This window comes from Reyranella sp., from assembly GCF_965279465.1.
Lineage (GTDB): Bacteria > Pseudomonadota > Alphaproteobacteria > Reyranellales > Reyranellaceae > Reyranella.
On sequence record NZ_OZ257242.1, the window covers coordinates 1,438,294 to 1,462,458 of the forward strand.

The window sequence follows — 24,165 nt, forward strand, 5'->3', positions numbered from 1 at the left end:
GATCCGCGCTCCCGGCAGGAGCATACGCAATGCTCGAGTAATCGGGCTTGAAGACCGCCTCAGTGCTTCACGCTGGTGACGACGGCGCGATTGGCGCCGCCCGCGCCGTTGCTCCAGTCGAAGCGCAGCGCGTATTTCTCGACCGGTGATATCCACCAGCGCGACACCGAGCGCTCGCCCTTGTCGCCCTGCTCGTTCATCTCGACCACGAAGGCGTCGAACAGTGCGTTGTCCGGGCCCATACGCTTCTCATAGCGGGCGACGGTGAGGATGTATTTCCAGCTTCGGCCGCCGACGCTGTAGGTCGCCTCGATCTTCTTGCCGACGGCCAGCGGCCATAGCCGCTCTGGCTTGAGCGCCTCGATGAAGGCCGATTTGTCGCTGCCGTCCGCGGCCGGATTGTCGAACAGCAGGCCGCGCACCTTGAACGGCTTGCCGCCCACGATCTCCATCCTGCAGTCCATGCCCTCCTGGCCGCGCGCGACGATGTTGGCGCCGCTGTCGAAGACGAAGGTCGTGCCGGGGGGTGGGCAGGCGAATTCCATGGTCTGGGCGGAGGCCGTGCCCGCGACTGCGGTCATGGCGAGGACGAACGGCAGGCAGCGCAGGAGCATGCGGTCGATCATAGACAAGTCTCAGGGCAGGGACATCGGATCGTTGCGCGAGAGCTTGATTCGCTCGGCCAGCAGGCCCCATATCGGCATGGTCGTGTAGGCGGTCCGGAGATAGATCGCGAGTGCCTCGATGTCATCGTCCGAAAATTTATCTCGGAAACCCGGCATGGCGCCCGGCAGGCCGTCGCGCCCATCGATACCATCCAGGACGGTGAGCACCAGATTGTACGCCCGGTAGGGGTTCCACATCGCCTCGGACAGGCCGAGCGGCGAGCGCGCGACCGTGGGGGCGCTGCCCGGCGCGCCGTGGCAGCTCGCGCAATTCTCCATGTAGAGCTTGTGGCCGACGCGCTGCTTGTCGGTCGTCGGCGGGACGGGGGCGAGTGCGCGGGCGATCCGGGGCTCGAGCGCCGCGCCGGACGGCGTGTTGAGGCTGATGAAGTAGGCCGTCATCGCGCGCAGGTCATCGTCCGATATCCTGGAGAGGTTGCGCACGACGGAGCGCATCGGGCCGAGTGCCACGCCGTGCGGCGGGCTGTCACCGCGCCGCAGGAAGGTGAACAGCTCTTCCGCGCTCCAGCGCGCGGGCGAAGGGCTGATGTCGAGCGATGTCGCGTACCAGCCCTCGAACGCGGCCCCGGCATAGGGATGGCCGCCCTGCTGGGCGCCCAGCAGGTTGCGGTCGGTGTGGCACACCGCGCAGCCGGCCAGCGCCTCGGCGAGGTAGGCGCCGCGGTTCCATTGCGGATCGTGGCCGGGATCGGGACGATAGGGGCCGGGCTTGAAGAAAAGGCTCTTCCAGAGAGCCTGCAGCGGCCGGACATCGAGCGGGAAATACAGCGTGTTGAGCCGGTTCTGCGCCTTCACCGGCGGCCGGGTCATGAAGTAGGCGTAAAGCGCGCGGACATCGGCGTCGGCGAGCTGCGTGTAATGCATATAGGGGAAGACCGGGAAGAGGTGGGTGCCGTCACGCGACACGCCCTCCCGCAAGGCACGGGCGAAAGCGGCCTCGGACCAGGTGCCGATGCCGGTTTCCGGATCGGGCGTGATGTTGGTGGAAAAGAAAGTACCGAATCTCCGATAGATCGACTTGCCACCGGTGTTCGGCGTGCCGCCGGGTGCGGTATGACAGTCGATGCAGTTGCCGGCACTGGCCAGCGTCTCGCCGGAGTCGACGAGATCGCGCGGAAAGCCGGTCGGCGAGGGCGGCGCGATCGGCTCGATCGCCGTCCGCCACGCGAAGGCCAGCAGGGCGACGACAGCGACGGCGGCAATGCCGATCACGCCCAGAATATGCCGCCCCATCATGAGGTTACCCTAGACGAGCGCTAGACGAAGTGACAGGCCGCCAGGCTGCCGCCGTCAACAGGCCGCAGCTTGGGCCGGGACGATTTGCAGCGATCCTGCGTGATCGGGCAGCGTGAATGGGAGGGGCCGGCGGCCAGGGGCTGAGCGGGCTGGGCAGGTCGCCTTGCAGCACGGTCCGCTTGCGAGCGCGGGCAAGCCCGGGATTGGCGACCGGTGCCGTCTCGTGCAGCGCCCTGGTGTAGGGTGCTGCGGCCGGCGCCATATGGATCAGCACGAAGTTGACCACCACCAGGGAAGGGACGATGCGGTCAGGCCGCCAGCCATATGTCGTACCAGCTCGCGGCGAGGTAGTTCGGGTCGTTCGAGTGGTTCTGCACCTTGGTGCTGGCCACGGTGATCGATTCGAGCTCGACCAGCGGCAGGTTGGGTGCTTCGAGCGTCGCCAGTTTCTGGAAATCGACGACCAGTGCCTTGCGTTTGGCCGGGTCGGTCTCGACCTTGATCTTCTCGACCAGCGCATCCATCGCCGGCAGCGAGAAGCCCGAGGCGTTGCGGAAGGGCACGCCCTTCTTGATGCCATCCGTCGTGTAGTATTGCGTGGTCGAGGGCACCGGCTCCGACGGGTTGGCCTGGTTCGAAATCGCCAGGTCGAAGTCGTAGTCGGTGTAGATCCGCTTGATCGAGGTCGGACGGTCGGGGACGGTGAGGTTCACGGCGATGCCGATGTCTTCGAGGCGCTGCTTCACGATCGCGCCGATCTTGCCGTTCTCCGCGAACCAGCCGGCGGCCAGCAGGTTCACGCTGAAGCGCGGCGCGTTGCCCTTCTTCGAATAGCCTGCCGCGTCGAGCAGCGAGGCGGCTTTCTTCGGATCGAAGCCCGTCTTGTAGGTGTCGGGCGTGAAGAATTCCTTGTTTGGCGAGAAGATCGGGCTCGTCCCCGCGCGGGCGTAACCGTAGTAGACCGTTTTGGCGATCAGGTTGCGATCAACCGCATGGAACATCGCCTGCCGCACCTCGCGCTTGGCGAAGACTGGATTGCGCATGTTGCACTCCAGCGTGCTCGACCACACGCATTCTTCGTAGCCCTTGGGCGTGGCGACGAACTTGCCGGTGCCGGTCAGGCGCTTGATGTCGGGCGGCGCGACCGGATTGAACACGCCGATCTGGATCTCGCCCGATTCCATTGCCGCGGCGCGCCCCGCGGGATCGCGCACGTAGCGGATGATCAAGCGATCCATGTAGGGAAAGCCCTTGCGCCAGTAGTCCTCGTTCCGGACGTACTCGAAGTGGCTGCCGCGCACCCACTCCTTGAACTTCCACGGTCCGGTTGCGAGCGGTGCGTTGTTGGCCGGATTGGTGGCTGCATCGGAGCCGGCGTAGACATGCTTGGGCACGATATAGTTCACGCTGCCGCAGAGCAGCGAGGAGAGGAAGAACTCGGGAATCGGCTTGGCGAACTTCACGATCACCGTGCCCGCATCCGGCGCCTCGATGCCGGTGTAGTCGGTGAGCGCCGCAGCGGCGGCGTATCTCTTCCAGATCTCGTCGATCGAATAGACCACGTCGTCGGCAGTCATCGGCTTGCCGTCGTGGAATTTCACGCCCTGCCGCAGCTTGATGGTGTAGGACTTGAAGTCGTCGGCGGGCTTCCAGCTCTCGGCCAGCTCGCCTTCGAATTCGCCGGTCATCTTGCGGTTGGCCAGCCGCTCGAACAGCTTGGACGACGAGAAGGTCGGGCTCGAGCCGCCGCCCGCAGGGACGTAGCAAGCCTGCGGCTCGCCGCCGCCCCAGGTCGCGACCAGCGTTCCGCCGCGCCGCGGCTCGTCCTGTGCCCACCCCGGCTTGAGGTTGGCCGCCAGGCTGGTCGCCAGCGCGCCGGCTCCGAAGACTCGACGGGTAACCTTCACCATGAGCCCCTTCGATTCCGTCCCACCAAGGCAACGTCCGTCCCGACCGCTTCCCCGATAGAGAGCCTCCCTAGCCAGCAAGCGTCGAGTAGGTCGCGCGGCCGATCGCGAGCAGCACCCTTTTGTCATTGAAGACGTCAACATCGACGACGCCGACGCTCTTGCCATTGCGGCGCACCGTCGCGGTGGTGATGAGCTTCGTCTTGATCGCCGGCCGCAGGTAATCGACGCGGAAGTTGATGGTCGGCAGAGCACGGCGCAGGGCCATGATCAGTGCGTAGTCGCCGACCGTGTCGATGATCGCCGCGATCGGGCCGCCATGCCACTGGCCGGTGCCCTTGCCGCGCTCGAACTCCGGCCGCATCTCGCATTCCATGGTGACCCGTTCCTGCGCGGGATCGGCCTCGGTGACCTTGAGGCCTAGGAAGGCGATGAACGGCGAATGGTCGAGCATGTTCTGCAGCGCGTCACCGCTCAGCGGCGGCCTGGCGTCGTCGCTCATGGTGCCACCACGATCTTGCCGAACACTTCGCGGTCCTCGATCACGCGCAGTGCCTCGCGCGCCTCCTCGAGCTTGAAGACCTTGTCGACCAGCACCTTGAGTTTGCCGCTCTGCACCAGCTCGAGCAGCTTCTCGATGTCGCTCCGCATCCAGCCGTTGGAGCCCAGGATCTTGAGCTCGAAGGTCCAGATGAAGCGGATGTCCTCGGTCGGCGCATAGCCCGCCGTCGCGCCGCAGGTCAGCAGCCGGCCGCCGACCTTCAGCGTCTTCAGCGAGTTCACCCAGGTGTCGCCGCCGGTGTAGTTCACCACCACGTCGACGCCCTGATCGCTGCCGCTGCCGCGCCTTGTCGGCTTGCCGTACATCGCGAAGACCTCCTTCATGAAATCCTTCTCGACGTAATTGATCGTCTTGTCGGCGCCGAGTTCCATCAGGCGCTTGGCCTTGGCATCGGTGCCGGCGCAGGCAATTACCTCTGCGCCCGCCAGCTTGGCGAGCTGCAGGCAGCACACGCCGACGCCGCCCGAAGCGCCCAGAATGAGGACTTTCTCGCCCTTGGAGACGTGGCCGTTGGTTACCATCATGCGCAGCGCCGTGCCGTAGGCGACGGGAAGCGCGGCCGCGTCCGCGAACGACACGCCGTCGGGAATCCTGATCAGCTGGTGCGCGCGCGCCTTGCACAGTTCGGCCAGTCCGCCATGAACTGTCTCGCCCATCAGCCCGCCTTCGATCCGGTTGATCGGATCGACCAGCACGCGAACGCCCTTCTTCCAACCGGTGACGCCCGGTCCGACCTCGGCGATTTCGCCGGCAACATCGAGGCCCATGATGGCGGGCATCGGCACCTTGATGCCGGGCATGCCGCGGCGCGTGAAGACGTCGTGGTAGTTCAGTGACGAGGCCTTCACCGCCACGATCACATCGCCCTCGCCCGGTGCGGGATCGGGGAAATTCGTTTCGAAGGCCAATGCCTCCGGACCGCCATGGGCGCGAACGACGGCTGCTTTCATTTTTGGATCTCCATTCCTTCCGGGATTTGTCTAGCGAGCACGCGCTTGTCGATCTTGTTGGTGCCGGCGAGCGGCATCTCGTCGACGAAAAAGACGCGGCGCGGATGCTGATAGGCCGGCGCGTTGGCGAGGGCATAGGTTTTCACCGCCTGCTCGTCGACCTCGGCGCCGTTGGCGCGCACGACGAAGGCGACGGGCTTGTGGCCCTTCAGCTCGTCGGGCACCGGGATGACGGCGGCCTGGTGGATGGCGGGATGCTTCTCCAGCATCTTCTCGACCTCCCCGGGATAGATGTTCTCGCCGCCGCAGACGAACATGTCGTCGACCCGGCCCACAAAATAGAAGAAGCCGTTCTCGTCGCGACGGAACACATCACTGGTGCGGTAGTACCCGTCCGAGGTCATCACCTTGGCCGTGGTCTCGGGCAGCTTGTGATAATGCGTCATCAGCGCGCCGCATTTCATGTGGAGCTCGCCTTCGTCCTGTACCTCCCGGCCATCGCGCACGAGGCGGAGCTGGACCTCGGGATGCGGATAGCCGGTCGACAGCTCGGGCTGCGGGATGCCCGCGGGATGCGGGCCGAACACGACGGGCCCGGCTTCGGTCGTGCCGTAGCCGTTGCTGATCACGGCCTTCGGGAACACCTGGCGCACCTGGTCGATCAGCGACTGGGTGATCGGCGCCGAGCCCATGCGCACCGCCTCGACGGCGGAGAGGTCGGTGGTCGCCAGCAGCTCCTTCTCGCGCAGCATCATGGCGATCATTGTCGGCACCGAGGTCAGGAAGCCGGCCCTGTGCTTGGCCGCGGCCTCGATATAGCCCTTGGTCGTGAACTGCGGCAGCAGCACGACGGTGTCGCCGTGGCTGAGGGTGGTCTGGCTCATCGCCAGCCCGTTCATGTGATAGAGCGGCGCCGCAACCAGCGAGCGCTGGCCCTGCGGCACCGGCCGGCGCACCCGCTGGCTCATCGCCCAGAGATGCGAGTAGTGCGACAGCACCACGCCCTTGGGCCGGCCGGTCGAGCCCGAAGTGTAGAGGAACATCGCCGGTTCCTCGGGCTTCATCGCGAACGGCGTGAACGGCCCTTCGTCGAGGAAGGCGTCCCAGTCCCCGTCGAAGGAAATCTTCGGCACCGACTCCGGTGCAAGGGCGAGGCGCGCATCGTCGCCGATCATCAGCGTGGCGTCCGAATCGCCCACGATGTAGGCGACGGTTTCCGGCGGCAGCTTCCAGTTGACGGGCACCGAAACGAGGCCCGCCTGCATCGTGCCGAGAAAAGTCAGCAGGAACTCGGCCCGGTTGGCCGACAGGATGGCCAACCGATCGCCGCGCTGCAGGCCGCGCTTCAACAGGCCGCGCGCAACCGCGCCGCTCAGCCGGATCAGATCGGCGTAGCTGTAGCGCCGCTCCGTGCCGTTGCCGCCTTCGTCGATCAGCGCCAGCGAGTCGGCCGGCACGTCGCGCGACAGCGCATCACCCTGGTTGTCGTACTTGATGTTGCCCATGCTCATGCGGTCCAGAAGAGATCGATCGCCACTCCGCAAGCCCCTATTCGATGAATTCCAGCACGGCGTTCACCGCCTCCTTTGCGGGCACGACGATGCGGCCGCCGCTCTGGGTGAAGGCGATCTTGCCGGCGGTCAGGGCAGCCGCAGCCCTGGATAGCGAGGTGGTGCGGAAAGTGAGCCCTGCCATATAGGCCGTGCGGCCTCCGGCGTCGGGGGCGGCATCGCCGACCTGCGCCGCGAGCTCGGCCGCGGTCACGATGTCGAAGCGCGAATTGCCGATCACGACCGTCTTGCCGCCCTTGATGTCGCGCACGGCCTCCGGCCCGAACATGTCGGAATAGAGCGTGACGCCGGCCGCCGGATCGGGCTCGACGATCAGCGCGCGCTGCACGGCGACGGTCCCGTTGGCGTGGTGGCGCCATTCGTCGCGCCATACGAGGTCACGGGTGAAGTGGTGGCAGTAGTAGACGCGGCCATAGGGCACGACGCCGCTCTTCATGCGAACAGTGCGGAAACGCGCATCGCCCTGACCGCCGTCGTATTTCACGGGACGCGTGAATTCGACCGGCGGCTCGACCGGGACGCCGGCCTTGGAGAGCGCGTCATAGGTGACCGCCGAATCCTCCGAGCCGAACACCAGCCCGTTGAGCCCAAAGGGAAAGTCCAGCAGATCGAGACGACCTGACGTTGCCCCCTTGGGAACGGCGATCAACTCGAGATAGTCGGTGCCGAACATCGCGAGGTGGTTCATCGATCCGAGCGAATGGTAGCCGCGCTCTGTCAGGGTGAAGCCCAGCCGCCGGTAGATGTCGGCGGCGCGGTCCATGTCGTCGCGCGCATTGATCACGACGTGGTCGAGCGTTGCCACTGGTAGCGTCATGTCGTTTCCCTTCACCCTGTGCCGTATTCCGACACGGCAAACCCGTCAGGATTTTATATATTCCCAGCGAATTGCCGTACGCGCGGAAATCATTTCCAACATTCGGCGCGGCGGAAGAATGAACGTCCAATTGCCGCGTGCGCCACAAGATTCTGATCTGTGGCCTACATTTTGCTGCGTGTCGCGATGGCCGGACGTTATTAGGCTCATCTCGCGCACCGTACCTGGAGATCCGGACATGACTGCTAAATTCCGTACTACACGCCGTGCGACGCTCACCGGACTATCCGCCCTTGCCTTTGCCGGCGGCGCTCGCGCGCAGGCACCGAAGAAGGGTGGCACGCTCACCTTCCTGCAGAATGCCGAGCCGACGACCCTGGTGTCGCTCACGACGGTGGCGACGCCGTCGCTGACCTGCAGCGCAAAGACCACCGAAGGCCTGCTGGAATACGACTACGACATCAAGCCGCGTCCCGCGCTCGCCACCGAATGGTCGATCAGCCCGGACGGCACGCGCTACAGCTTCAAGCTCCGGCCGAACGTGAAGTTTCATGACGGCAAGCCGTTCACCTCGGCCGACGTCGCCTATTCGATCCAGCTGCTGAAGACGGTGCATCCGCGGGGCCGCAACACCTATGCCAACGTGGTCGAGGTCCAGACGCCCGACCCGCTGACGGCGGTCATCGTGCTGTCGAAGCCTGCGCCTTATCTGATCAAGGCGCTGACGGCGGCCGAATCGCCGATGGTGCCGCGCCACATCTACGAAGGGAGCGATCCCCTTACCAACCAGAACGGCAATGCGCCGATCGGCACCGGTCCCTACCTCTTCAAGGAATGGGTACGCGGCAGCCACGTCATTTACGAGCGCAATCCGAACTACTGGGATGCCGACCTGCCGCGTATTGACCGGATGGTCTGCAAGTTCGTGCGCGATGCAGGAGCGCGCTCGGTGGCCTTCGAGAACGGCTCCGGCGACATCGGCTACCGCACGCCGGTGGCGCTGGCCGACCTCGAGCGGCTGAAGAAGCTGCCACATCTCGTGTTCAGCACCGATGGCACGAGCTACTCGTATAACGTCCAGACCATCCAGTTCAATCTCGACAGCCAGTACTTCAAGCACCTCAAGGTGCGGCAAGCCGTGCTCCACTCGATCGATCGCGCCGCGATGCTCAAGGCCGTCGCCTACGGCGTCGGCACGGTCTGCCACGTGCCGATCTCGCCCAAGAGCGAGTTCCACGATCCGACGCCGAGTCCGTACGCCTTCGACCTCAAGAAGGCCGAGCAGCTGCTCGACGAGGCGGGTTTCCCGCGCGGTCCGGACAAGGTCCGCTTCAAGGTGCCGATGGACTACAATCCGATCGGCGACGAGAGCCGCAAGGTCTGCGAATTCACCCGCGCGGCGCTCGGCCGCATCGGCATCACCGTCGAGATCCGCGCCCAGGATCTCTCGGCCTTCGCCAAGCGCATCTATACCGATCGCGAATTCGACATGACCTACAACGGGCATTCGAACCTGTTTGATCCGACGGTCGGCGTGCAGCGCATCTACTGGTCCAAGAACTTCAAGAAGGGCGTGCCGTTCTCCAACGGCTCGAACTACAACAACCCCAAGGTCGATGCGCTGCTCGAAGGCGCCGCGGTCGAGAACGACCCGGTCAAGCGGAAGGCGATGTTCATCGAGTTCCAGAAGATCTACGCCGTGGAAGCGCCGGACATCAGCCTCTACACGCCGCTCTATCTGACCATCAAGAACAAGCGCGTGCACGAGGACTCGCCAACCGCCGACGGCGTCGAGGCCAACATGTCGCGCGTATGGGTCGACGCGTGACTTTTCCCGTCGTCTCGACCGGAGCGCGAAGCGCGCAGTGGAGAGACCTTCTCTCCACGATTGGCGGCTTGTCGCTGACAGAAGGTCTCTCCACGCGGCCCTTCGGGCCTTGGTCGAGACGACGGAGTTATCCATGAGGATGGGCCGGCGCATCGCGGCGACGCTCAAGCGGACGGCAATCCATGCCGGGCCGACGATTCTCGGCATCATCGTGCTCGACTTCCTGTTCCTGCAGCTCATGCCGGGCGACGTCGCTGACGTGATGGCGTTCGAAGCGGGATCTGCCACTGCGGAAACGATGGCGATGATGCGCGAGCGCTTCGGCCTCGACCAGCCGATGCTCAGCCAGCTCGCCAGCTTCCTCGGCCACCTCGCGCAGCTCGATCTCGGCTATTCGCCGCGCTTCAATGCCTCCGTTCTCGACATCATCATGACTCGGCTGCCCAATACCGTGCTGCTGATGGCGACTGCGCTGTCGTTCGCGCTGCTGCTCGGCATCGTCGTCGGCTCGGTTATGGCGGCGTGGGCCGGGCGCTGGCCGGACCGTGTGCTCTCGGTCGTCGTGCTGCTGCTCTATTCCATGCCTGGCTTCTGGGTCGGTCTGATGGCGGTGGTGCTGTTCTCGGTCAAGCTCGGCTGGCTGCCGAACGACAGCAACATGACCATCGGCTCGAACTTCACGGGCTGGGCCATGATCGCCGATCGCGCCGTGCACCTCGTGCTGCCGGCGCTGGCGCTGGCCTCGTTCTTCGTCGCGGTCTACGCCCGGCTGGTGCGGGCCTCGATGCTCGAGGTGCAGCGCCAGGACTTCATGCGCACCGCCCACGCCAAGGGCCTTCACCCGCTGCTGATCCAGCTGCGCCATGCGCTGCGCAATGCCCTGATCCCGGTGACGACGGTCGCGGGCATGCATCTCGGCAACCTGCTGGGCGGCGCCGTCGTGGTCGAGACGCTGTTCGGCTGGCCCGGCATGGGACGGCTCGCGCTCGAGGCCGTGCTGGGGCGCGATTTCTCGGTGCTGCTCGGCGTGCTGCTGCTGTCGTCGCTGCTGGTGATCGTCGCCAACGTGGTGATCGACCTGCTGCACGCCTGGCTCGATCCGCGAATCGGCGAGGCGTGACGTGACGATCGACGCCGAGCTCACACCCAAGGTGGCCGACCCCAGGATCGCGGACGTTGGCAGCCGCGCGGCACCGCGCAAGGGGCGCCGCCTGCGCGCCTTCCTGCGCAATCCGACCTTCATCGCCGGGGTGGCGATCCTCGGCTTCTTCGTCCTGCTGGCCCTGCTGGCGGGTGTGTTGTTCCCCGGCGATCCGCAGGACATGGTGGCCCAGCCGCTGCTGTGGCCGGGCGAGGATGCAGAGTATCCGCTCGGCACCGATTCGCTCGGCCGCGACGTGCTGGCCCAGCTCGTCTACGGGACGCGCGCTTCGCTGCTGGTCGGCGTCTTCTCGGCCGCGATCGGGCTCGCCATCGGCATGGTGGTCGGTGCAACGGCCGGCTTCTTCGGCGGCTGGACCGACACGCTGCTGATGCGTCTGGTCGAGCTGTTCCAGACGACGCCGACTTTCCTCTTGGTGATCGTGATCCTGGTGATCGTCGATCCCAGCCTGCCGACCATCGCCATGGCAATCGGCGTCTCCTCCTGGCCGACCGTGGCGCGCCTGGTGCGGGCGCAGTTCCGCTCCCTGCGCGAGTCCGATTTCGTCATGGCCGCGCGCAGCCTGGGCTATTCGCGCCTGCGCATCATCGTGCAGGAGATCCTGCCGAACGCCCTGCCGCCGGTGATCGTGGCGGCCTCGGTGATGATCGCCAACGCCATCCTGACCGAGGCAGGCCTCAGCTTCCTCAACATGCGTGATCCAAACGTGCTGAGCTGGGGCGGCATGATCGGCGACGGCCGCGACCAGCTGCGCAACGCTTGGTTCCTCACGGCGCTGCCGGGAGCGGCGATCGCCATGGCCGTACTGTCGCTCAATCTCGTCGGCGATGGGCTGAACGAGATCCTCAATCCACGCTCCGACCAGTCATGAACCGGACGAACCTCCTGTCGGTCGAGAAGCTCACCGTCGCCTTTCCCGGCCAGATCGCCGTGCGCGAGACCAGCTTCACCATCGCGCCAGGCGAGACGCTCGCGCTGGTCGGCGAGTCGGGCTGCGGCAAGTCGGTGACGGCATTCTCGGTGATGCGCCTGCTGCCGCCCAACGCCCGGGTCACGTCGGGGCGCATCCTGTTCGACGGCACCGATCTGCTCGCTCTGTCACCCGCCGAGATGCGCGAGGTGCGTGGCAAGAAGGTCTCGCTGATCCAGCAGGAACCGATGACCTCGCTCAATCCCGTCCTGTCGATCGGGCTGCAGATAGCCGAGGTCGTGCGCCGGCACGAGAAGGTTTCGCGCAAGGCTGCGCGCGCGCGCGCGACCGAGCTGCTCGACCTGGTCAGCATTCCCGATGCGCACCGCCGGATAGACGACTATCCGCACAATCTGTCCGGTGGCATGCGGCAGAGGGTGATGATCGCCATGGCCGTCGCCTGCAGCCCGAAGCTGTTGATCGCCGACGAGCCGACCACGGCGCTCGACGTCACGACGCAGGCGCAGGTGCTCGACCTGCTCGACGACCTGCGCCACCGGCTCGGCATGGCGGTGCTGCTGATCACCCACGATCTCGGTGTCGTCGCGCAGTGGGCCGACCGCATCTCGGTGATGTATGCCGGCCGCATCGTCGAGCAGGCCGGCATCCGGCCGTTCTTCGCCGAGCCGCTGCATCCCTATTCGCGTGGGCTCTTGGGGGCCCGGGTCGATGTCGAGGCCGACGAGCACTACTCGCTCAATCGCCTGAGCGAGATTCCCGGCAGCGTCGGCTCGGCGGCCGGCGAGGCGGGCTGCTCCTTCGCGCCGCGCTGCCCGATCGTCGTGCCCGGCTGCCGGCTCGCACCGCCGCCGCTCATCACGCACGGCGAGCGCGCAGTCGCCTGTCCGAGGGTCGACACGTGAACAGAGGCAGCGCACGATGACCGCTCTGCTCTCCGTCCGCGACCTGCACACGCGCTATGCCGTTGGCAAGCAGATGCTGCGTGCGGTCGACGGCGTCTCGTTCGAGCTTGAGCGTGGCGAGACGGTCGGGCTGGTGGGCGAGTCGGGCTGCGGCAAGTCCACGCTGGGCAAGACCATCCTGCGTCTCGTGCCGTCGGCCGAGGGCGCCATCACGCTCGACGGCGCGGACATCACGCGGCTCGGCGACGCGGCCATGGCGCCGCACCGCCGGCGCATGCAGATGATCTTCCAGGATCCGTTCGGCTCGCTCAACCCGCGCCAGACTATCCGCACCGTCCTCGACACCGCGCTGAAAGTGCACCGCCTCGGCGACCGGCCCGAACGAGAGCGGCAGATGCGCGAGATCGTTGCCAAGGTCGGCCTGCCCATCGACGCGCTCGACCGCTATCCGCACGAATTCTCCGGCGGCCAGCGCCAGCGCATCGGCATCGCCCGCGCGCTGATCCTGCGGCCGGCGCTGATTGTGTGCGACGAGCCGGTCTCGGCGCTCGACGTCTCGATCCAGGCGCAGATCCTGAACCTCCTGGTCGAGCTCAAGCGCGACCTCGGCCTCAGCTACCTGTTCATCAGCCACGACCTGTCGGTGGTGCGCTACTTCGCCGACCGGGTGCTGGTGATGTATCTCGGCCGCATCGTGGAAAGCGCGCCGCACGGCACCTTGTTCAGGAACCCACGGCACCCGTACACAAAGGCCTTGTTCGCCGCGGTGCCTTCGGCCGATCCGACCCACAAGCGGAGCGCGCCGCCGATCAAGGGCGAGCTCGCGACAACGGATATTTCCGCGGGTTGCCGATTCTATTCACGCTGCCCGGCCGCGACGGAACGTTGCCGGGCGGAGGAGCCGCTGCTGCGGCCGATTGGAGAAGGACATCATGCCGCCTGCCATTTCGCCTGAGTCGGTCCGCCTCGCGGTGGACATCGGCGGAACCTTTACTGACGTGGTGCTGGAGACGCCCGAGGCGCGCTATTCGACCAAGGTGCTAACCACCAAGGCGGCCCCCGAGGAGGGCGTGCTCGACGGCATGATGCGCGCCCTGAAGCTCGGCGGCATCGAGCCGGGCCAGGTCGGCCTGATCGTCCACGGCACGACCCTGGCGACCAACGCGATCATCGAGCGCAAGGGCGCGAAGACGGCGCTGGTCACCACCCAAGGCTTCCGCGATTCGATCGAGATGGCTCAGGAGAACCGCTTCGAGCAGTACGACATCTTCATCGAGAAGCCCGAGCCCCTGGCGCCGCGCACATTGCGTTTCACCGTGCCTGAGCGCACCGACGCGAAGGGCGGCGTGCGGCTGCCGCTCGACGAGGCGGCAGTCGAAGCGCTGGCCGATACGCTCAAAGCCAAGGGCGTCGAGGCGATCGCCATCGGCTTCCTCCACAGCTACGCCAATCCCACGCACGAGCGGCGCACGGCGGAGATCCTGGCGGCGAAGCTGCCCGAAGTGCGCATCTCGATCTCGTCTGAAGTCTGCCCCGAGGTGCGCGAATACGAACGCTTCTCGACGACCTGTGCCAATGCCTACGTCCAGCCGCTGATGGCGCGCTATCTCGAGAGCTTGCAGAACCGCGCCCATGCCGCGGGCTTCGCCTGCCCGCTGCTGCTGATGACCTCGGGCGGCGGCCTTACCACGCTCGAGACGGCAGCGCGCTTCCCGATCCGCCTCGTCGAATCGGGACCCGCCGGCGGCGTGATCCTGTCGACCTGGATAGCGGAGAACATGGGCATCGATCGCATCCTGTCGTTCGACATGGGCGGTACGACCGCCAAGATCTGCATCATCGACGACGGCAAGCCGATGGCCTCGCGCAGCTTCGAGGTCGATCGCCGCTACCGCTTCATGAAGGGCAGCGGCCTGCCGGTGCGCATCCCCGTGATCGAGATGGTCGAGATCGGCGCGGGCGGTGGCTCGCTCGCGGGCGTAGATCCGATGAAGCGCATCACCGTCGGCCCCGAAAGCGCCGGCTCCGATCCCGGTCCGGCCTGCTACCGGCTCGGTGGCAGCCGGCCGGCCGTGACCGACGCTAACGTCGTGCTGGGCCGCATCGATCCCGACCGCTTCGCCGGCGGCTCGATCCAGCTCGATGCCTCCCTGAGCAAGCAGGCGCTCGACACCCATGTCGGCACGCCGCTCGACCTCGACACCACCCTGTCGGCGTTCGGCGTCTCCGAGGTGGTCGAGGAGAACATGGCCAACGCCGCCCGCGTCCACGCCGTCGAGCGCGGCGCAGAGCTCGAAGGCCGCACCCTGATCGCCTTCGGCGGCGGCGCCCCGCTCCATGCCGCACGGCTCGCGGAAAAGCTCGGCATCGCCGATGTGCTGATCCCGGCCAGCGCCGGTGTCGGCTCGGCCGTCGGCTTCCTGCGCGCTCCGATCGCCTTCGAAGTCGTCCGCAGCCGCTTCGCGCGGCTCTCGACCTTCGATCCGGCCGCGATCAACGCCATGTTCGTGGAGATGGGCAAGGAGGCGACCGACGTGGTCAAGCTGGGCGCAGGGTCCGCTCCGATCACGATCAGCCGCAGCGCAGACATGCGCTATGCCGGCCAGGGTCACGAGATCCTGGTCGAGCTGCCGGACGGGCCATTCACCAAGGACTCCGTCGCCGAGCTGCAGAAACGCTTCGATGCCGGCTACCGCGCCCTGTTCAACCGCGTGATCCCCGCGCTCGACATCGAGGTCGTGGGGTGGATCCTGAAGGCCGAGGCGCCCGCGCCGGGCCGCGCTGCCGCACTGCCGATGGCCGCGGCCTCCGAAGGCGGCGCGCCGGCGGCGCTCGGCACGCGCACCCTGTTCGATCCGATGCTGCGGGAATTCGCCAGCGTCCCGGTCTATGCTCGCACCGCGCTGAAGCCCGGCCAGTCGATCCAGGGACCCGCCGTCATCGCCGAGGATGAGACCACCACGATCATCACCTCGGGTTTCACCGCCACGCTCGATCCCTCGGGCGCCATTCGTCTGTTGGCCAGGAAGGCCGTTCTGCAGGAGGCCGCGCAATGAGCACCCCAAGTTCAGCGAAGAGGGCCAACCATCCGCTGAGCCGCATCGAATACCAGGTGATGTGGAACCGACTGATCTCCGTCGTCGAGGAGCAGGCGCAGACGCTGGTGCGCACCGCCTTCGGCACGGCGACGCGCGAGGCGGGCGATCTCTCGGCCGGCGTCTACGACACGAAGGGCCGCATGCTGGCCCAGGCCGTCACCGGCACGCCGGGTCATGTGAACTCGATGGCGATGAGCACCGGCTACGTGCTCGACAAGGTGCCGATCACCAAGATGAACGAGGGTGACGCTTTCATCGTCAACGATCCGTGGCAGGGCACTGGCCACCTGAACGACATCGTCATCGTCACGCCGACCTTCCGGCGCGGCAAGCCGGTCGGCCTGTTCGCCTGCACCTTGCACGTCGTCGACATCGGCGGCCGCGGCATCATCGGGGAGGCCAAGCAGGTCTACGAGGAGGGGATCTACCTCCCGATCACCAAGATCGTCGATCGCGGCGAGATGAACGAGTGGCTGATCGACATCATCAAGGCCAACGTCCGCGAGCCGATCCAGGTGATCGGCGACATTTATTCGGAGATCGCCAGCAACGAGGTCGGCGGCAAGCGGCTGGTCGCCATGATGGACGAGTTCGGCCTCGAGCATCTCGACGATCTCGCCAAGCACATCCTCGACCATTCGCGGGAGGCGAGCCTCGAGGCGATCAACAGGCTGCCGCACGGCACCTACCATAATTCGATGATGGTCGACGGCATCAACGGCAAGCCGATGGAGCTGAAGGCCAAGCTCACCATCGGGCCCGAGGGCATCGACGTCGACTTTGCGGGCTCCGCGGGCGTGGTGCAGCTCGGCATCAACGTGCCGCTTTGCTACACCGAGGCCTACACGAGCTTCGGCGTGAAATGCATCGTGGCGCCGCATGTGCCCAACAACGCGGCCTCCCTCGCCACCATTCGCGTGACCGCGCCCGAGGGCTGCATCCTGAACGCCAAGCATCCCGCGCCGGTCGCCGGCCGCTCGATCATCGGCCAGATGCTGCCCGACGTGGTGTTCGGTTGCCTGCAGCAAGCGATGCCCGAGGGTGTGCCGGCCGAAGGAACGTCGTGCCTGTGGAACGTGCGGCTGATGGGCGGCATGGGCCGGGTCGATGCCGATCCCGAAAAGCTGAAGGGCGCAACGCCCTACAATGTCACGGGCTTCCACTCCGGCGGCACCGGCGCGCGGCCCAAGCTCGATGGCCTCAGTGCAACGGCCTTCCCGAGCGGCGTGCGCAACGTGCCGGTCGAGATCACCGAGACAAACGCGCCGGTGCTGGTGTGGAGCAAGGAATACCGCCAGGACTCCGGCGGCGCCGGCGAGTTCCGCGGCGGCCTCGGCCAGGTGATGGAGATCGAGACCGCCGAGGACATGCCGTTCGCGATCTCGACCAGCTTCGACCGCGTGGTCTATCCGCCGCGCGGCCGGGCCGGCGGCAAGAACGGCACGACCGGCCGGGTCGAGACCCGCAGCGGCCGCACCCTGCCGCCCAAGGCGCAATCGACGATCGCGGTCGGTGACCGCCTGATCGTCTCCATGCCCGGCGGCGGCGGCTACGGCGACCCGCACAAGCGCCCGGCCGGGAAGGTCGCCGACGACGTGGCTCGCGGCTTGGTCTCGGTCGAGGCGGCACGCGAGCACTATGGCGTGGCGGTCGATGCGGACGGCGTGCTCGACGCCGCCGAGACGGCGCGGCTCAGGACGAAGGTAGCGGCGGAATAAGGCAGCTACCGCTGCTCCAGTTCGGTGCCGGCTTGCAGGTGCCTCAGATAGGCTTGATAGGCGAAGGAGCGATCTCTCTTCCGCCCCGTCGTTTCGACCAGGATTCCGGCCCTGCGCAGGATTTCGATCGCGCGTGTCGTCGTTGGCTGACTGTCGCCAGTGTTCGGTCCAATCGGAGAACGTATTCGTTCATACCGATTCTCGTTAAGAACGAGTTCTTTATTAGCGATGAGTCCTGGTCAAGAATTCGTTCTTCACCGCCGCGACTGGCCGTCAGCCCGCTCGCCGGCGAGGCGATACGTGTCCTGCTTCAAGGTTTCGGCCGATCCACCGCGAGATCGGTATACCAGGGCTCGTCCTCGCCGGCGATCATGCGGGCGATCATGCGGGCGGCGAGGAAGCTGAAGGTGATGCCGTTGCCGCCATAGCCGTAGGCGGCATAGAGGTGCGGATAGCCGCGCACCCGGCCTATCAGGGGCAGGCCGTCCGAGGTCTCGCTGAAGGCGCCAGACCAGCAGTAGTCGGCGCGTAGCTCTGCCTCAGGGCAGAGGGTCTTCAGCTGCCGGAGGATGCGTTCGGATTTCTCCGGCATCGCGGCATCCCGCGCCGCGGGCTCGACCAGCGCAGGGTCGTCCTCGCCGCCGATGATGATGCGGTCGTCGGTCGTGGTGCGCGCGTAGAAATAGGGCGTCGTCGCTTCCCAGATCAGTGGCCGGCCGGGCCATAATACTTGCGGCTTCTGCGGTGGCGTGGCGATCGCCCAGCTCGACGATGGGCGATGCATGTCGGTGACGACGAAGTCGGGCATCACGTAGCCGGTCGCGAGAATCACGCGTTGGGCCTCGATCGTCTGGCCGTACGCCAGCCCGACGGCGAGACCGCCTCCGCCGATCGCCTCGAACCGGGTCGCTTCACCGTCATACACGACGGCGCCGTGCCGGATGGCGGTCACCAGCAGCGTATGGGCAAGGCACATCGGATCGGCCTCGGCCGAGCCGGGAGAAAGGATTGCGGCCTCGCGTGCGATTCCGAATTCGCGCAGCAGGGTCGGGTGGTCGAGATAGAAGCCCGGCAGGCCGGCGCGCTCGCGCAATTCGTGCTCGGCGCGCAGCTCGGCGGCGCCCGTTCCCGCGCCGCTGGCGAGGTAGAGCGAGCGCCGCGGGCGGAACTCGCAGGGCAGGTGCTGCGTCTCGATCAGTTCCTTCAGGCCAGTCACGGCGTGCAGGCTTTGCCGGTAGATGTTGGCCGCGCGCTCGAACCCGTAAAGGGTGGTGAGCTCGGTCAGCGATCGATCGATCTCCCATTGCAGCATCGCGGTGCTCGCCGCCGTGCTGCCGAAGCCTGGCCGCTCGCGATCGACGAGGCAGACCTCGTGGCCGAGCGACGTCAGGTGCTCGGCCACCATCGCCCCGGTGATACCCGCGCCGACGACGAGAACCTCGCAGCGGCGATCGTCCTCGAGGATGCGGCTGGGCGGCCGGCCACCCTTGCGCCAAGGGGCACAGCCGCCCCGTAGATCGTCCTGGGTGGTATCCTGCTGATCGAGCACGGGGCGTAACGTGAGTGCCCTGTGTCCGGTTCCCGGGGCTTCCCGCGATGGCGCCTACGCTTTCTGACGCGCTGTGCGTTTTCGGCGTTCGCGCTTTCCCGCTGGACCGTGCGGACCCGGCGGGTCGTCTGGCGGCGGCGCCGGCAGAGCGGGCGCCGCCGCCGAGATCCCGAGGATCGACAGGAGCTGCAGCAGCACCGGCACCTGGCCGGCCGTCACCTTCTGCAGCGCCACCGGCCAGGCGAACCAGGCGGCGCGGTCGGCTTCGGGGAATTCCTCGACCTTGCCCGAGCGCGGCGGCCATTCGATCGTGAAGGTGTTGCTCTTCATCGCCGTCGCGTCGAGATCGCGCTCGACCGCCCAGACCAGGATCTCCTTGCCGCTGGCGATTGTGACCGGGTCGAGCTCGATGAAGGTGCCTTCCAGCGCTAGGCTCGTCTCTTCGCGGAACTCGCGTCGGGCGGCCGTCAGCGGGTCTTCGTTCGGATCGATCTCGCCCTTGGGGATCGACCAGGCCCCTTCGTCTTTGTTCTTCCAGAACGGACCGCCAGGATGGACCAGGAACAGCTCCGGCCCGTCGCGTCGCGGACGAAAGGGAAGGATTCCGGCGCTGCGTTTCTTCGCCATGGGTATCAGCCGAACCGGACGGCGTGCCGGATCTGGAAGCCGCCCAGCAGCTCCGCACAGCGCTTCACGATCGCCGCGCTGGAGGGCCCGTCGACCCGCACCGTCGCCAGCGTGCCGTGGGTCGGATCGTTGCCGACCGTGACGTCGGCCGTCACGCCGTCAGCGCGCAGCGGCATCAGCGCGGCGTCGAACGCGCGCTGCGCCGCGTCGAGCCGCAGCGCCGGCTTGAAGATCTTGCCCACGCCGGTGAGCGGCATGGTCGGAATCGGCACGACCTGCACCGGCACGGCGGCGCGTTCGGGGATTTCCTGGCGGCAGAATTCGCGCAGCTCCTCGGGTGTCGCCGTCGCGTTGGGCTTGAGCTGCACGAACGCCATCGGCAGCTCGCCGGCATAAGTGTCTGGCAGGCCGACCGCAGCGGCGGTCTCGACCGCGGGATGGCGGACCAGCGCCTCTTCGATCACGATCGGGTCGATGTTGTGGCCGCCGCGGATGATCAGGTCCTTCGAGCGGCCGGTGAGCCAGACATAGCCGTCGGCATCCAGCCGGCCGAGATCGCCTGAGTCGAGCCAGCCGTCGGCCAGCATCGCGCCCTTGTCGTGGCGCGGATCGAGGTAGCCCGGCGTCACTTGCGGCCCGCGCATCAGGACGTGGCCGATCGTGCCCAGCGGGCAGTCGCCGCGGATCGTGCCGTCGCCGGCCACATTGGCGATACGTACCTCGGTGTAGGGCAGGCGCAGCCCGACCGAGCCCGGCCGCCGCTCGCCGTGCATCGGGTTCATCGTCGAATAGCAATGCACCTCGGTCATGCCATAGCCCTCGACCACCGGCACGCCGATCTCGCTTTCGATGCGGCGGATCAGCTCGACCGGCACCGTCGAGCCGCCCGACACGAAGACCTTGAGGGACGAGAGGTCGTGGCCGTCGCGCGGCACGTTCATGATCGCGGCCAGGCTGGTCGGCACGGCGCCGCCGATCGTCACCTTGTTGCGCTCGACGATGCTCCACCAATCGCGCACCACATTGGGATTGCGGGCGCCGAGCGGCGTCGGGATCACAACCGTCCAGCCGGCGGCGACGCCTGACAAGGCGCCGAAGATCGAGCCGCCGACATGGAATTGCGGCAGCGGGTTCAACATCACCGCGCCGGGCGGCAGGTCGAACATCAGCGCGTTGCTCCAGGCAGCAAGGGTCAGCGCGCCGTGTGTGTGGCGCGCGAGCTTCGGCAGGCCTGTCGTGCCGCCGGTGTGGAACAGCGCCGCCACCGTATCGCGCCCGAGTGCTTTGGGCGCGGCCAGCCTGTCGGCCGGTTGCTTGGCGATCGCAGCTTCGAAATCGATGATGCCGGCAGGCGCGGCGCCCTTGCCGCCAACGCGGAACACTTTCAGCCCCGGCAGCGCGTCCCGAATCGCCTCGACTTTCGGCCAAATGTCGGGGAACAGCGAGGCGTCGGCGGCGATGAGCGCCTTCGCCCCGGCCTCCTTCATGATGCCGGCGATCTGCGAGGCGTTCAGGAAGTAGTTTACCGGGTTGGCGACCGCGGCGATCTCCGCACCCCACAGCGCGAAGAAAGTCTCCGGCACGCTCGGCAACAGGATCGTCACGGTGTCGTCCGGGCCGATACCCTCGGCACCGAGCAGGTTCGCGGTCTGGATCACGCGCTGCAGCAGCTCCCCGAAGCGAACGTCGCGCACCGGATCGGCTGACGTCGTGCCGGACAGGAAGCGGATCGCGGTCCGGTCGGCATGGTCGGAACCCGCCTGGCGCAGCAGCTCGAGCATGTTGCTCTGCCGGACGCGCTCGGTGAGCGGCACCTTCTCGAGCTCGGCGATGTCGGCCTGCGTGCGGATCGTCATAAATGTTTTCCGTCCCTGAAACGTCGTTGGCCGCGATATGACAAGAGACATCCGGCGGTGCCAGCAATTTCGGCAGCCATGGCGCACGATTTCGAGAGAGAGCCCCGCCTCATTTTGTGCATCGCAGCATTTTTCCTTGAAAGGCCTTAATCGACGCTCATATGCTTTGAGTGCACCGCAGCAAAGCGGAACGCCCTGGGAGGACCCCCATCAAGGAGTTTGGTATGTGGTCCTATACGGAAGCCGAAGACACTAGGCTCGCAACGCCCCGACCGCCGCTACGCAAAGATGCGCCGGACGTGGCAGCGTGAGGGAAGTCATGCCTGCCCAGTCGCAGCGTCCGGCACCTGACGGCGCCCTGCCGCGCGGCGAGCTTGCCTCGCGCGTGCTGGCGATGCCGACCGATACCAATCCCAAGGGCGATATCTTCGGCGGTTGGATCATGTCGCTAATGGACATGGCCGGGAAGATGTCGGCGACGACCGTCGCCAACGGCCGCGTCGTCACCGTTGCCGTCGACCGCATCGTCTTTCGCCAGCCCGTGCAGGTCGGCGACGTGGTGTGCTGCTACACCGAGATCGTGCGCACCGGGAACAGCTCGATCACGCTCTCGATCGAGGTCTGGGCGATGCGCCAGGGCCAGGGCGACCGCCTCAAGGTCACCGATGCCACCTTTACCTTCGTGGCCGTCGACGATGACGGCCGGCCGCGGCCGTTACGCCCGGTGCAATAGGACCGGGAGGGCCTACGCCACGGCGTTGCGGGCGATCACCTCGCGGTAGAACGCCGCGCTGAGCTTGGGCGTGCGCTTCTGCGAGGCGTAGTCGACATGGACCAGCCCGAACCGCGTTGCGTAGCCGTCCGCCCATTCGAAGTTGTCGAGCAGGCTCCACAAGAAATAGCCGCGCACCGGCACGCCCTCGGCGGTTGCCCGCTGCAGGTGGGTGAGGTAGTTGCGCAGGTACATCACGCGATCGATATCGTAGACCACCCCGTCCGCAGCAGGCTGGTCGGCCGCCGAGGCGCCGTTCTCCGTGATATAGATGTCTTTCACGTTCCACAGCTTCGCGGCGTGCCGTGGCGCCCAGTAGAGCGCTTCAGGGCCGACGGTCAGCCACTCCGATGCCATGCGCGGATACGAGGACGGAACCTTGACCGCCGCGTAGCCCGGCGCCGTCTCGCTCGCCAGCACATGGAGACCGGGCGAATAGACGTTGAGGCCGACGAAATCGACCGGGCTGGCGATGATCTCGAGATCCTGCGGCGTGAACTTCGGGGCGTCGGCGCCGGCATTGGCGAGATAGGCGTCGGTGTAGCGGCCCTCGAGCATCACCGTGAGATAGGGTGCGTTCACCTCGCGGGTGGCGAGCTCGGCAGCGCGAATGTGTTCGGGCGTCTCGATCACCGGCAATGCGATGGTCATGTTCTCGGCTGGTCCGACCTTGGCACCGGCCGGCGCGTTGGCCCGGATCGCCCGGACCGCGAGGCCGTGCGCGAGCACCGCATGATGGCGCACCTGGTTGAGCGCGCCCGGTGTGAGCTTCATGCCCGGCGCGAACACACCGCTCTGATGGCCATGCTCGACGAAGGCCTGCACCTCGTTGAGCGTGAAGATATGGCCGACCCGGTCGCCGAGCTTGCGCGCCACGAGGCCGGCATAGTCGCCGAAGGCGAGCGCGGTATCGCGCGCCTGCCAGCCGCCCTTGTCCTGCAGCGCCTGCGGCAGGTCCCAGTGATAGAGGGTGGCGAACGGCTCGATACCGGCGCGCAGCAGCTCGTCGACCAGCCGGTCGTAGAAGGCCAAGCCCCTGTCATTGAGCGTTCCCCTTCCGTCGGGAAAGAGGCGCGGCCAGGCGATCGAGAAGCGGTACGCCTTGGCCCCCAACCCCTTCATCAGCGCCACGTCGTCCTTGTAGCGGTGATAATGGTCGACGCTGGCGTCGCCGTTCGAGCCGTCGCGGATCCGTCCCGGCGTCTGCGCAAAAGTGTCCCAGATCGAGGGCCCGCGGCCGTCCTCGCGCGCTGCGCCCTCGACCTGATAGGCCGAGGTGGCGGTGCCCCAGCGGAATCCCTCGGGAAACTGCAGGGCCGACCGCGGCGCTTCGGACGCTGTGCGGGCCATTGAATCGGAACCTGATGCAAGGGCGCCGAGGGTCGCGGACGAGCCCGCCGCAAGCAATCCACGGCGGGATAGAGGGTAATGGGTCACCCACCGTACCTAGCACTGCGCGTGCCAGTGGGGGAGCACCGAATCTAGCGCTGGAACTTGCCCGTCAGCGTTGCCTTCTCGATCGTGTTGAAATGGAGCTGGAAGCCGACGATGGCCGCGGAAGTGTCTGAGTTCACCGGCAGGGCCTCCTGCTTCACGGCGAACAGCGTGAAGACGTAGCGGTGCGGGCCGTGTCCCTCGGGCGGGCAGGGTCCGCCATAGCCCGGTGCGCCGAAGTCGGTGCGGGTCTGCAGCGCGCCCTTGGGCAACAGGTCCGATTTCGGGTTGCCCGCATCGAGCTTCAGCTCGGTCGTGCCGATCGGGATGTTCACCACGACCCAATGCCAGAAGCCGCTGCCGGTCGGCGCGTCTGGGTCGAAGCAGGAGAGTGCGAAGCTTTTGGTGCCGTCTGGCACGCCAGACCACGCGAAGTGCGGCGACTTGTTGCCGCCGCCGCAGCCGAAGCCGTAATCGGCCGACAGGATGTGATCCATGCCGAGGGTCGCGCCCTCCGCGAAGCTGTTGCTGGTGAGAATGAGCGCCATGGTTTCCTCCT

The 24,165-nt window shown here is 66.7% G+C and carries 20 protein-coding genes; 8 read left to right on the forward strand and 12 right to left on the reverse strand.

Going from position 1 to position 24,165, the window contains the following annotated elements:
- Positions 1 to 59: 59 nt before the first annotated feature.
- The 7 genes from ACQY8M_RS06925 to ACQY8M_RS06955 all read right to left on the reverse strand — a co-directional run bounded on the left by ACQY8M_RS06925 (position 60) and on the right by ACQY8M_RS06955 (position 7,729).
- The gene (locus ACQY8M_RS06925) at positions 60 to 626 is read right to left on the reverse strand and encodes a hypothetical protein (RefSeq protein ID WP_428670216.1); all 567 of its coding nucleotides are present in this window, start codon (positions 624 to 626) and stop codon (positions 60 to 62) included.
- Between the two features lie 9 nt (positions 627 to 635).
- Positions 636 to 1,922 (reverse strand): c-type cytochrome, encoded by a 1,287-nt coding sequence (locus ACQY8M_RS06930; protein WP_428670218.1) that lies wholly within the window; start codon positions 1,920 to 1,922, stop codon positions 636 to 638.
- Positions 1,923 to 2,230: 308 nt separating this feature from the next.
- Entirely contained in the window at positions 2,231 to 3,832 is a 1,602-nt protein-coding gene (locus ACQY8M_RS06935) for an ABC transporter substrate-binding protein (RefSeq protein WP_428670220.1), read from the reverse strand.
- A 67-nt stretch (positions 3,833 to 3,899) separates the two neighbouring features.
- Positions 3,900 to 4,331 (reverse strand): PaaI family thioesterase, encoded by a 432-nt coding sequence (locus tag ACQY8M_RS06940; RefSeq protein WP_428670222.1) that lies wholly within the window; start codon positions 4,329 to 4,331, stop codon positions 3,900 to 3,902.
- Positions 4,328 to 5,341 (reverse strand): zinc-binding dehydrogenase, encoded by a 1,014-nt coding sequence (locus ACQY8M_RS06945; RefSeq protein WP_428670224.1) that lies wholly within the window; start codon positions 5,339 to 5,341, stop codon positions 4,328 to 4,330. Before ACQY8M_RS06945 ends, ACQY8M_RS06940 begins: the two co-directional genes overlap by 4 nt.
- Positions 5,338 to 6,846: a class I adenylate-forming enzyme family protein gene (locus ACQY8M_RS06950; RefSeq protein WP_428670226.1), complete on the reverse strand. Its 1,509-nt coding sequence runs from the start codon at positions 6,844 to 6,846 to the stop codon at positions 5,338 to 5,340. The genes ACQY8M_RS06945 and ACQY8M_RS06950 overlap by 4 nt, the downstream gene beginning before the upstream one ends.
- Positions 6,847 to 6,889: 43 nt before the next feature.
- Complete coding sequence (locus ACQY8M_RS06955) at positions 6,890 to 7,729, reverse strand: VOC family protein (RefSeq protein WP_428670228.1); 840 nt, start codon at positions 7,727 to 7,729, stop codon at positions 6,890 to 6,892.
- A gap of 238 nt (positions 7,730 to 7,967) precedes the next feature.
- Here ACQY8M_RS06955 and ACQY8M_RS06960 point away from each other — a divergent pair, with 238 nt between their 5' ends.
- The 7 genes from ACQY8M_RS06960 to ACQY8M_RS06990 all read left to right on the forward strand — a co-directional run bounded on the left by ACQY8M_RS06960 (position 7,968) and on the right by ACQY8M_RS06990 (position 17,368).
- Positions 7,968 to 9,557 carry an ABC transporter substrate-binding protein gene (locus ACQY8M_RS06960; RefSeq protein WP_428670230.1) on the forward strand — a complete coding sequence of 530 codons (1,590 nt, stop codon included), beginning with the start codon at positions 7,968 to 7,970 and terminating at the stop codon, positions 9,555 to 9,557.
- A 133-nt stretch (positions 9,558 to 9,690) separates the two neighbouring features.
- Positions 9,691 to 10,677: an ABC transporter permease gene (locus tag ACQY8M_RS06965; RefSeq protein WP_428670232.1), complete on the forward strand. Its 987-nt coding sequence runs from the start codon at positions 9,691 to 9,693 to the stop codon at positions 10,675 to 10,677.
- Between the two features lies 1 nt (position 10,678).
- Entirely contained in the window at positions 10,679 to 11,590 is a 912-nt protein-coding gene (locus tag ACQY8M_RS06970; RefSeq protein WP_428670234.1) for an ABC transporter permease, read from the forward strand.
- On the forward strand, positions 11,587 to 12,552 hold the full coding sequence (locus tag ACQY8M_RS06975; protein WP_428670236.1) for an ABC transporter ATP-binding protein: 966 nt from the start codon (positions 11,587 to 11,589) through the stop codon (positions 12,550 to 12,552). Before ACQY8M_RS06970 ends, ACQY8M_RS06975 begins: the two co-directional genes overlap by 4 nt.
- Before the next feature lie 16 nt (positions 12,553 to 12,568).
- Positions 12,569 to 13,507: an ABC transporter ATP-binding protein gene (locus tag ACQY8M_RS06980; RefSeq protein WP_428670238.1), complete on the forward strand. Its 939-nt coding sequence runs from the start codon at positions 12,569 to 12,571 to the stop codon at positions 13,505 to 13,507.
- On the forward strand, positions 13,485 to 15,608 hold the full coding sequence (locus tag ACQY8M_RS06985; protein ID WP_428670240.1) for a hydantoinase/oxoprolinase family protein: 2,124 nt from the start codon (positions 13,485 to 13,487) through the stop codon (positions 15,606 to 15,608). The genes ACQY8M_RS06980 and ACQY8M_RS06985 overlap by 23 nt, the downstream gene beginning before the upstream one ends.
- Positions 15,605 to 17,368, forward strand: a complete 1,764-nt coding sequence (locus ACQY8M_RS06990; RefSeq protein WP_428670242.1) for a hydantoinase B/oxoprolinase family protein — start codon at positions 15,605 to 15,607, stop codon at positions 17,366 to 17,368. Before ACQY8M_RS06985 ends, ACQY8M_RS06990 begins: the two co-directional genes overlap by 4 nt.
- Before the next feature lie 310 nt (positions 17,369 to 17,678).
- Here the strand turns inward: ACQY8M_RS06990 and ACQY8M_RS06995 are convergent, their stop codons facing one another.
- The 3 genes from ACQY8M_RS06995 to ACQY8M_RS07005 are packed head-to-tail and all read right to left on the reverse strand — an operon-like array spanning position 17,679 to position 21,400.
- On the reverse strand, positions 17,679 to 18,917 hold the full coding sequence (locus ACQY8M_RS06995; RefSeq protein ID WP_428670244.1) for an NAD(P)/FAD-dependent oxidoreductase: 1,239 nt from the start codon (positions 18,915 to 18,917) through the stop codon (positions 17,679 to 17,681).
- A gap of 54 nt (positions 18,918 to 18,971) precedes the next feature.
- Positions 18,972 to 19,544, reverse strand: coding sequence for an NUDIX domain-containing protein (locus ACQY8M_RS07000; RefSeq protein ID WP_428670246.1), 573 nt, complete (start codon positions 19,542 to 19,544; stop codon positions 18,972 to 18,974).
- 5 nt (positions 19,545 to 19,549) lie between these two features.
- Positions 19,550 to 21,400 carry an acyl-CoA synthetase gene (locus ACQY8M_RS07005; protein WP_428670248.1) on the reverse strand — a complete coding sequence of 617 codons (1,851 nt, stop codon included), beginning with the start codon at positions 21,398 to 21,400 and terminating at the stop codon, positions 19,550 to 19,552.
- Between the two features lie 319 nt (positions 21,401 to 21,719).
- Here ACQY8M_RS07005 and ACQY8M_RS07010 point away from each other — a divergent pair, with 319 nt between their 5' ends.
- A complete protein-coding gene (locus tag ACQY8M_RS07010; protein WP_428670250.1) occupies positions 21,720 to 22,133 on the forward strand; it encodes an acyl-CoA thioesterase in 414 nt (137 codons plus the stop codon).
- A gap of 12 nt (positions 22,134 to 22,145) precedes the next feature.
- Here ACQY8M_RS07010 and ACQY8M_RS07015 read toward each other — a convergent pair whose 3' ends face one another.
- Together ACQY8M_RS07015 and ACQY8M_RS07020 are read right to left on the reverse strand one after the other, a co-directional pair.
- The gene (locus ACQY8M_RS07015) at positions 22,146 to 23,522 is read right to left on the reverse strand and encodes a GH1 family beta-glucosidase (RefSeq protein ID WP_428670252.1); all 1,377 of its coding nucleotides are present in this window, start codon (positions 23,520 to 23,522) and stop codon (positions 22,146 to 22,148) included.
- A gap of 131 nt (positions 23,523 to 23,653) precedes the next feature.
- Entirely contained in the window at positions 23,654 to 24,154 is a 501-nt protein-coding gene (locus ACQY8M_RS07020; RefSeq protein WP_428670254.1) for a YbhB/YbcL family Raf kinase inhibitor-like protein, read from the reverse strand.
- Between the last annotated feature and the right edge of the window lie 11 nt (positions 24,155 to 24,165).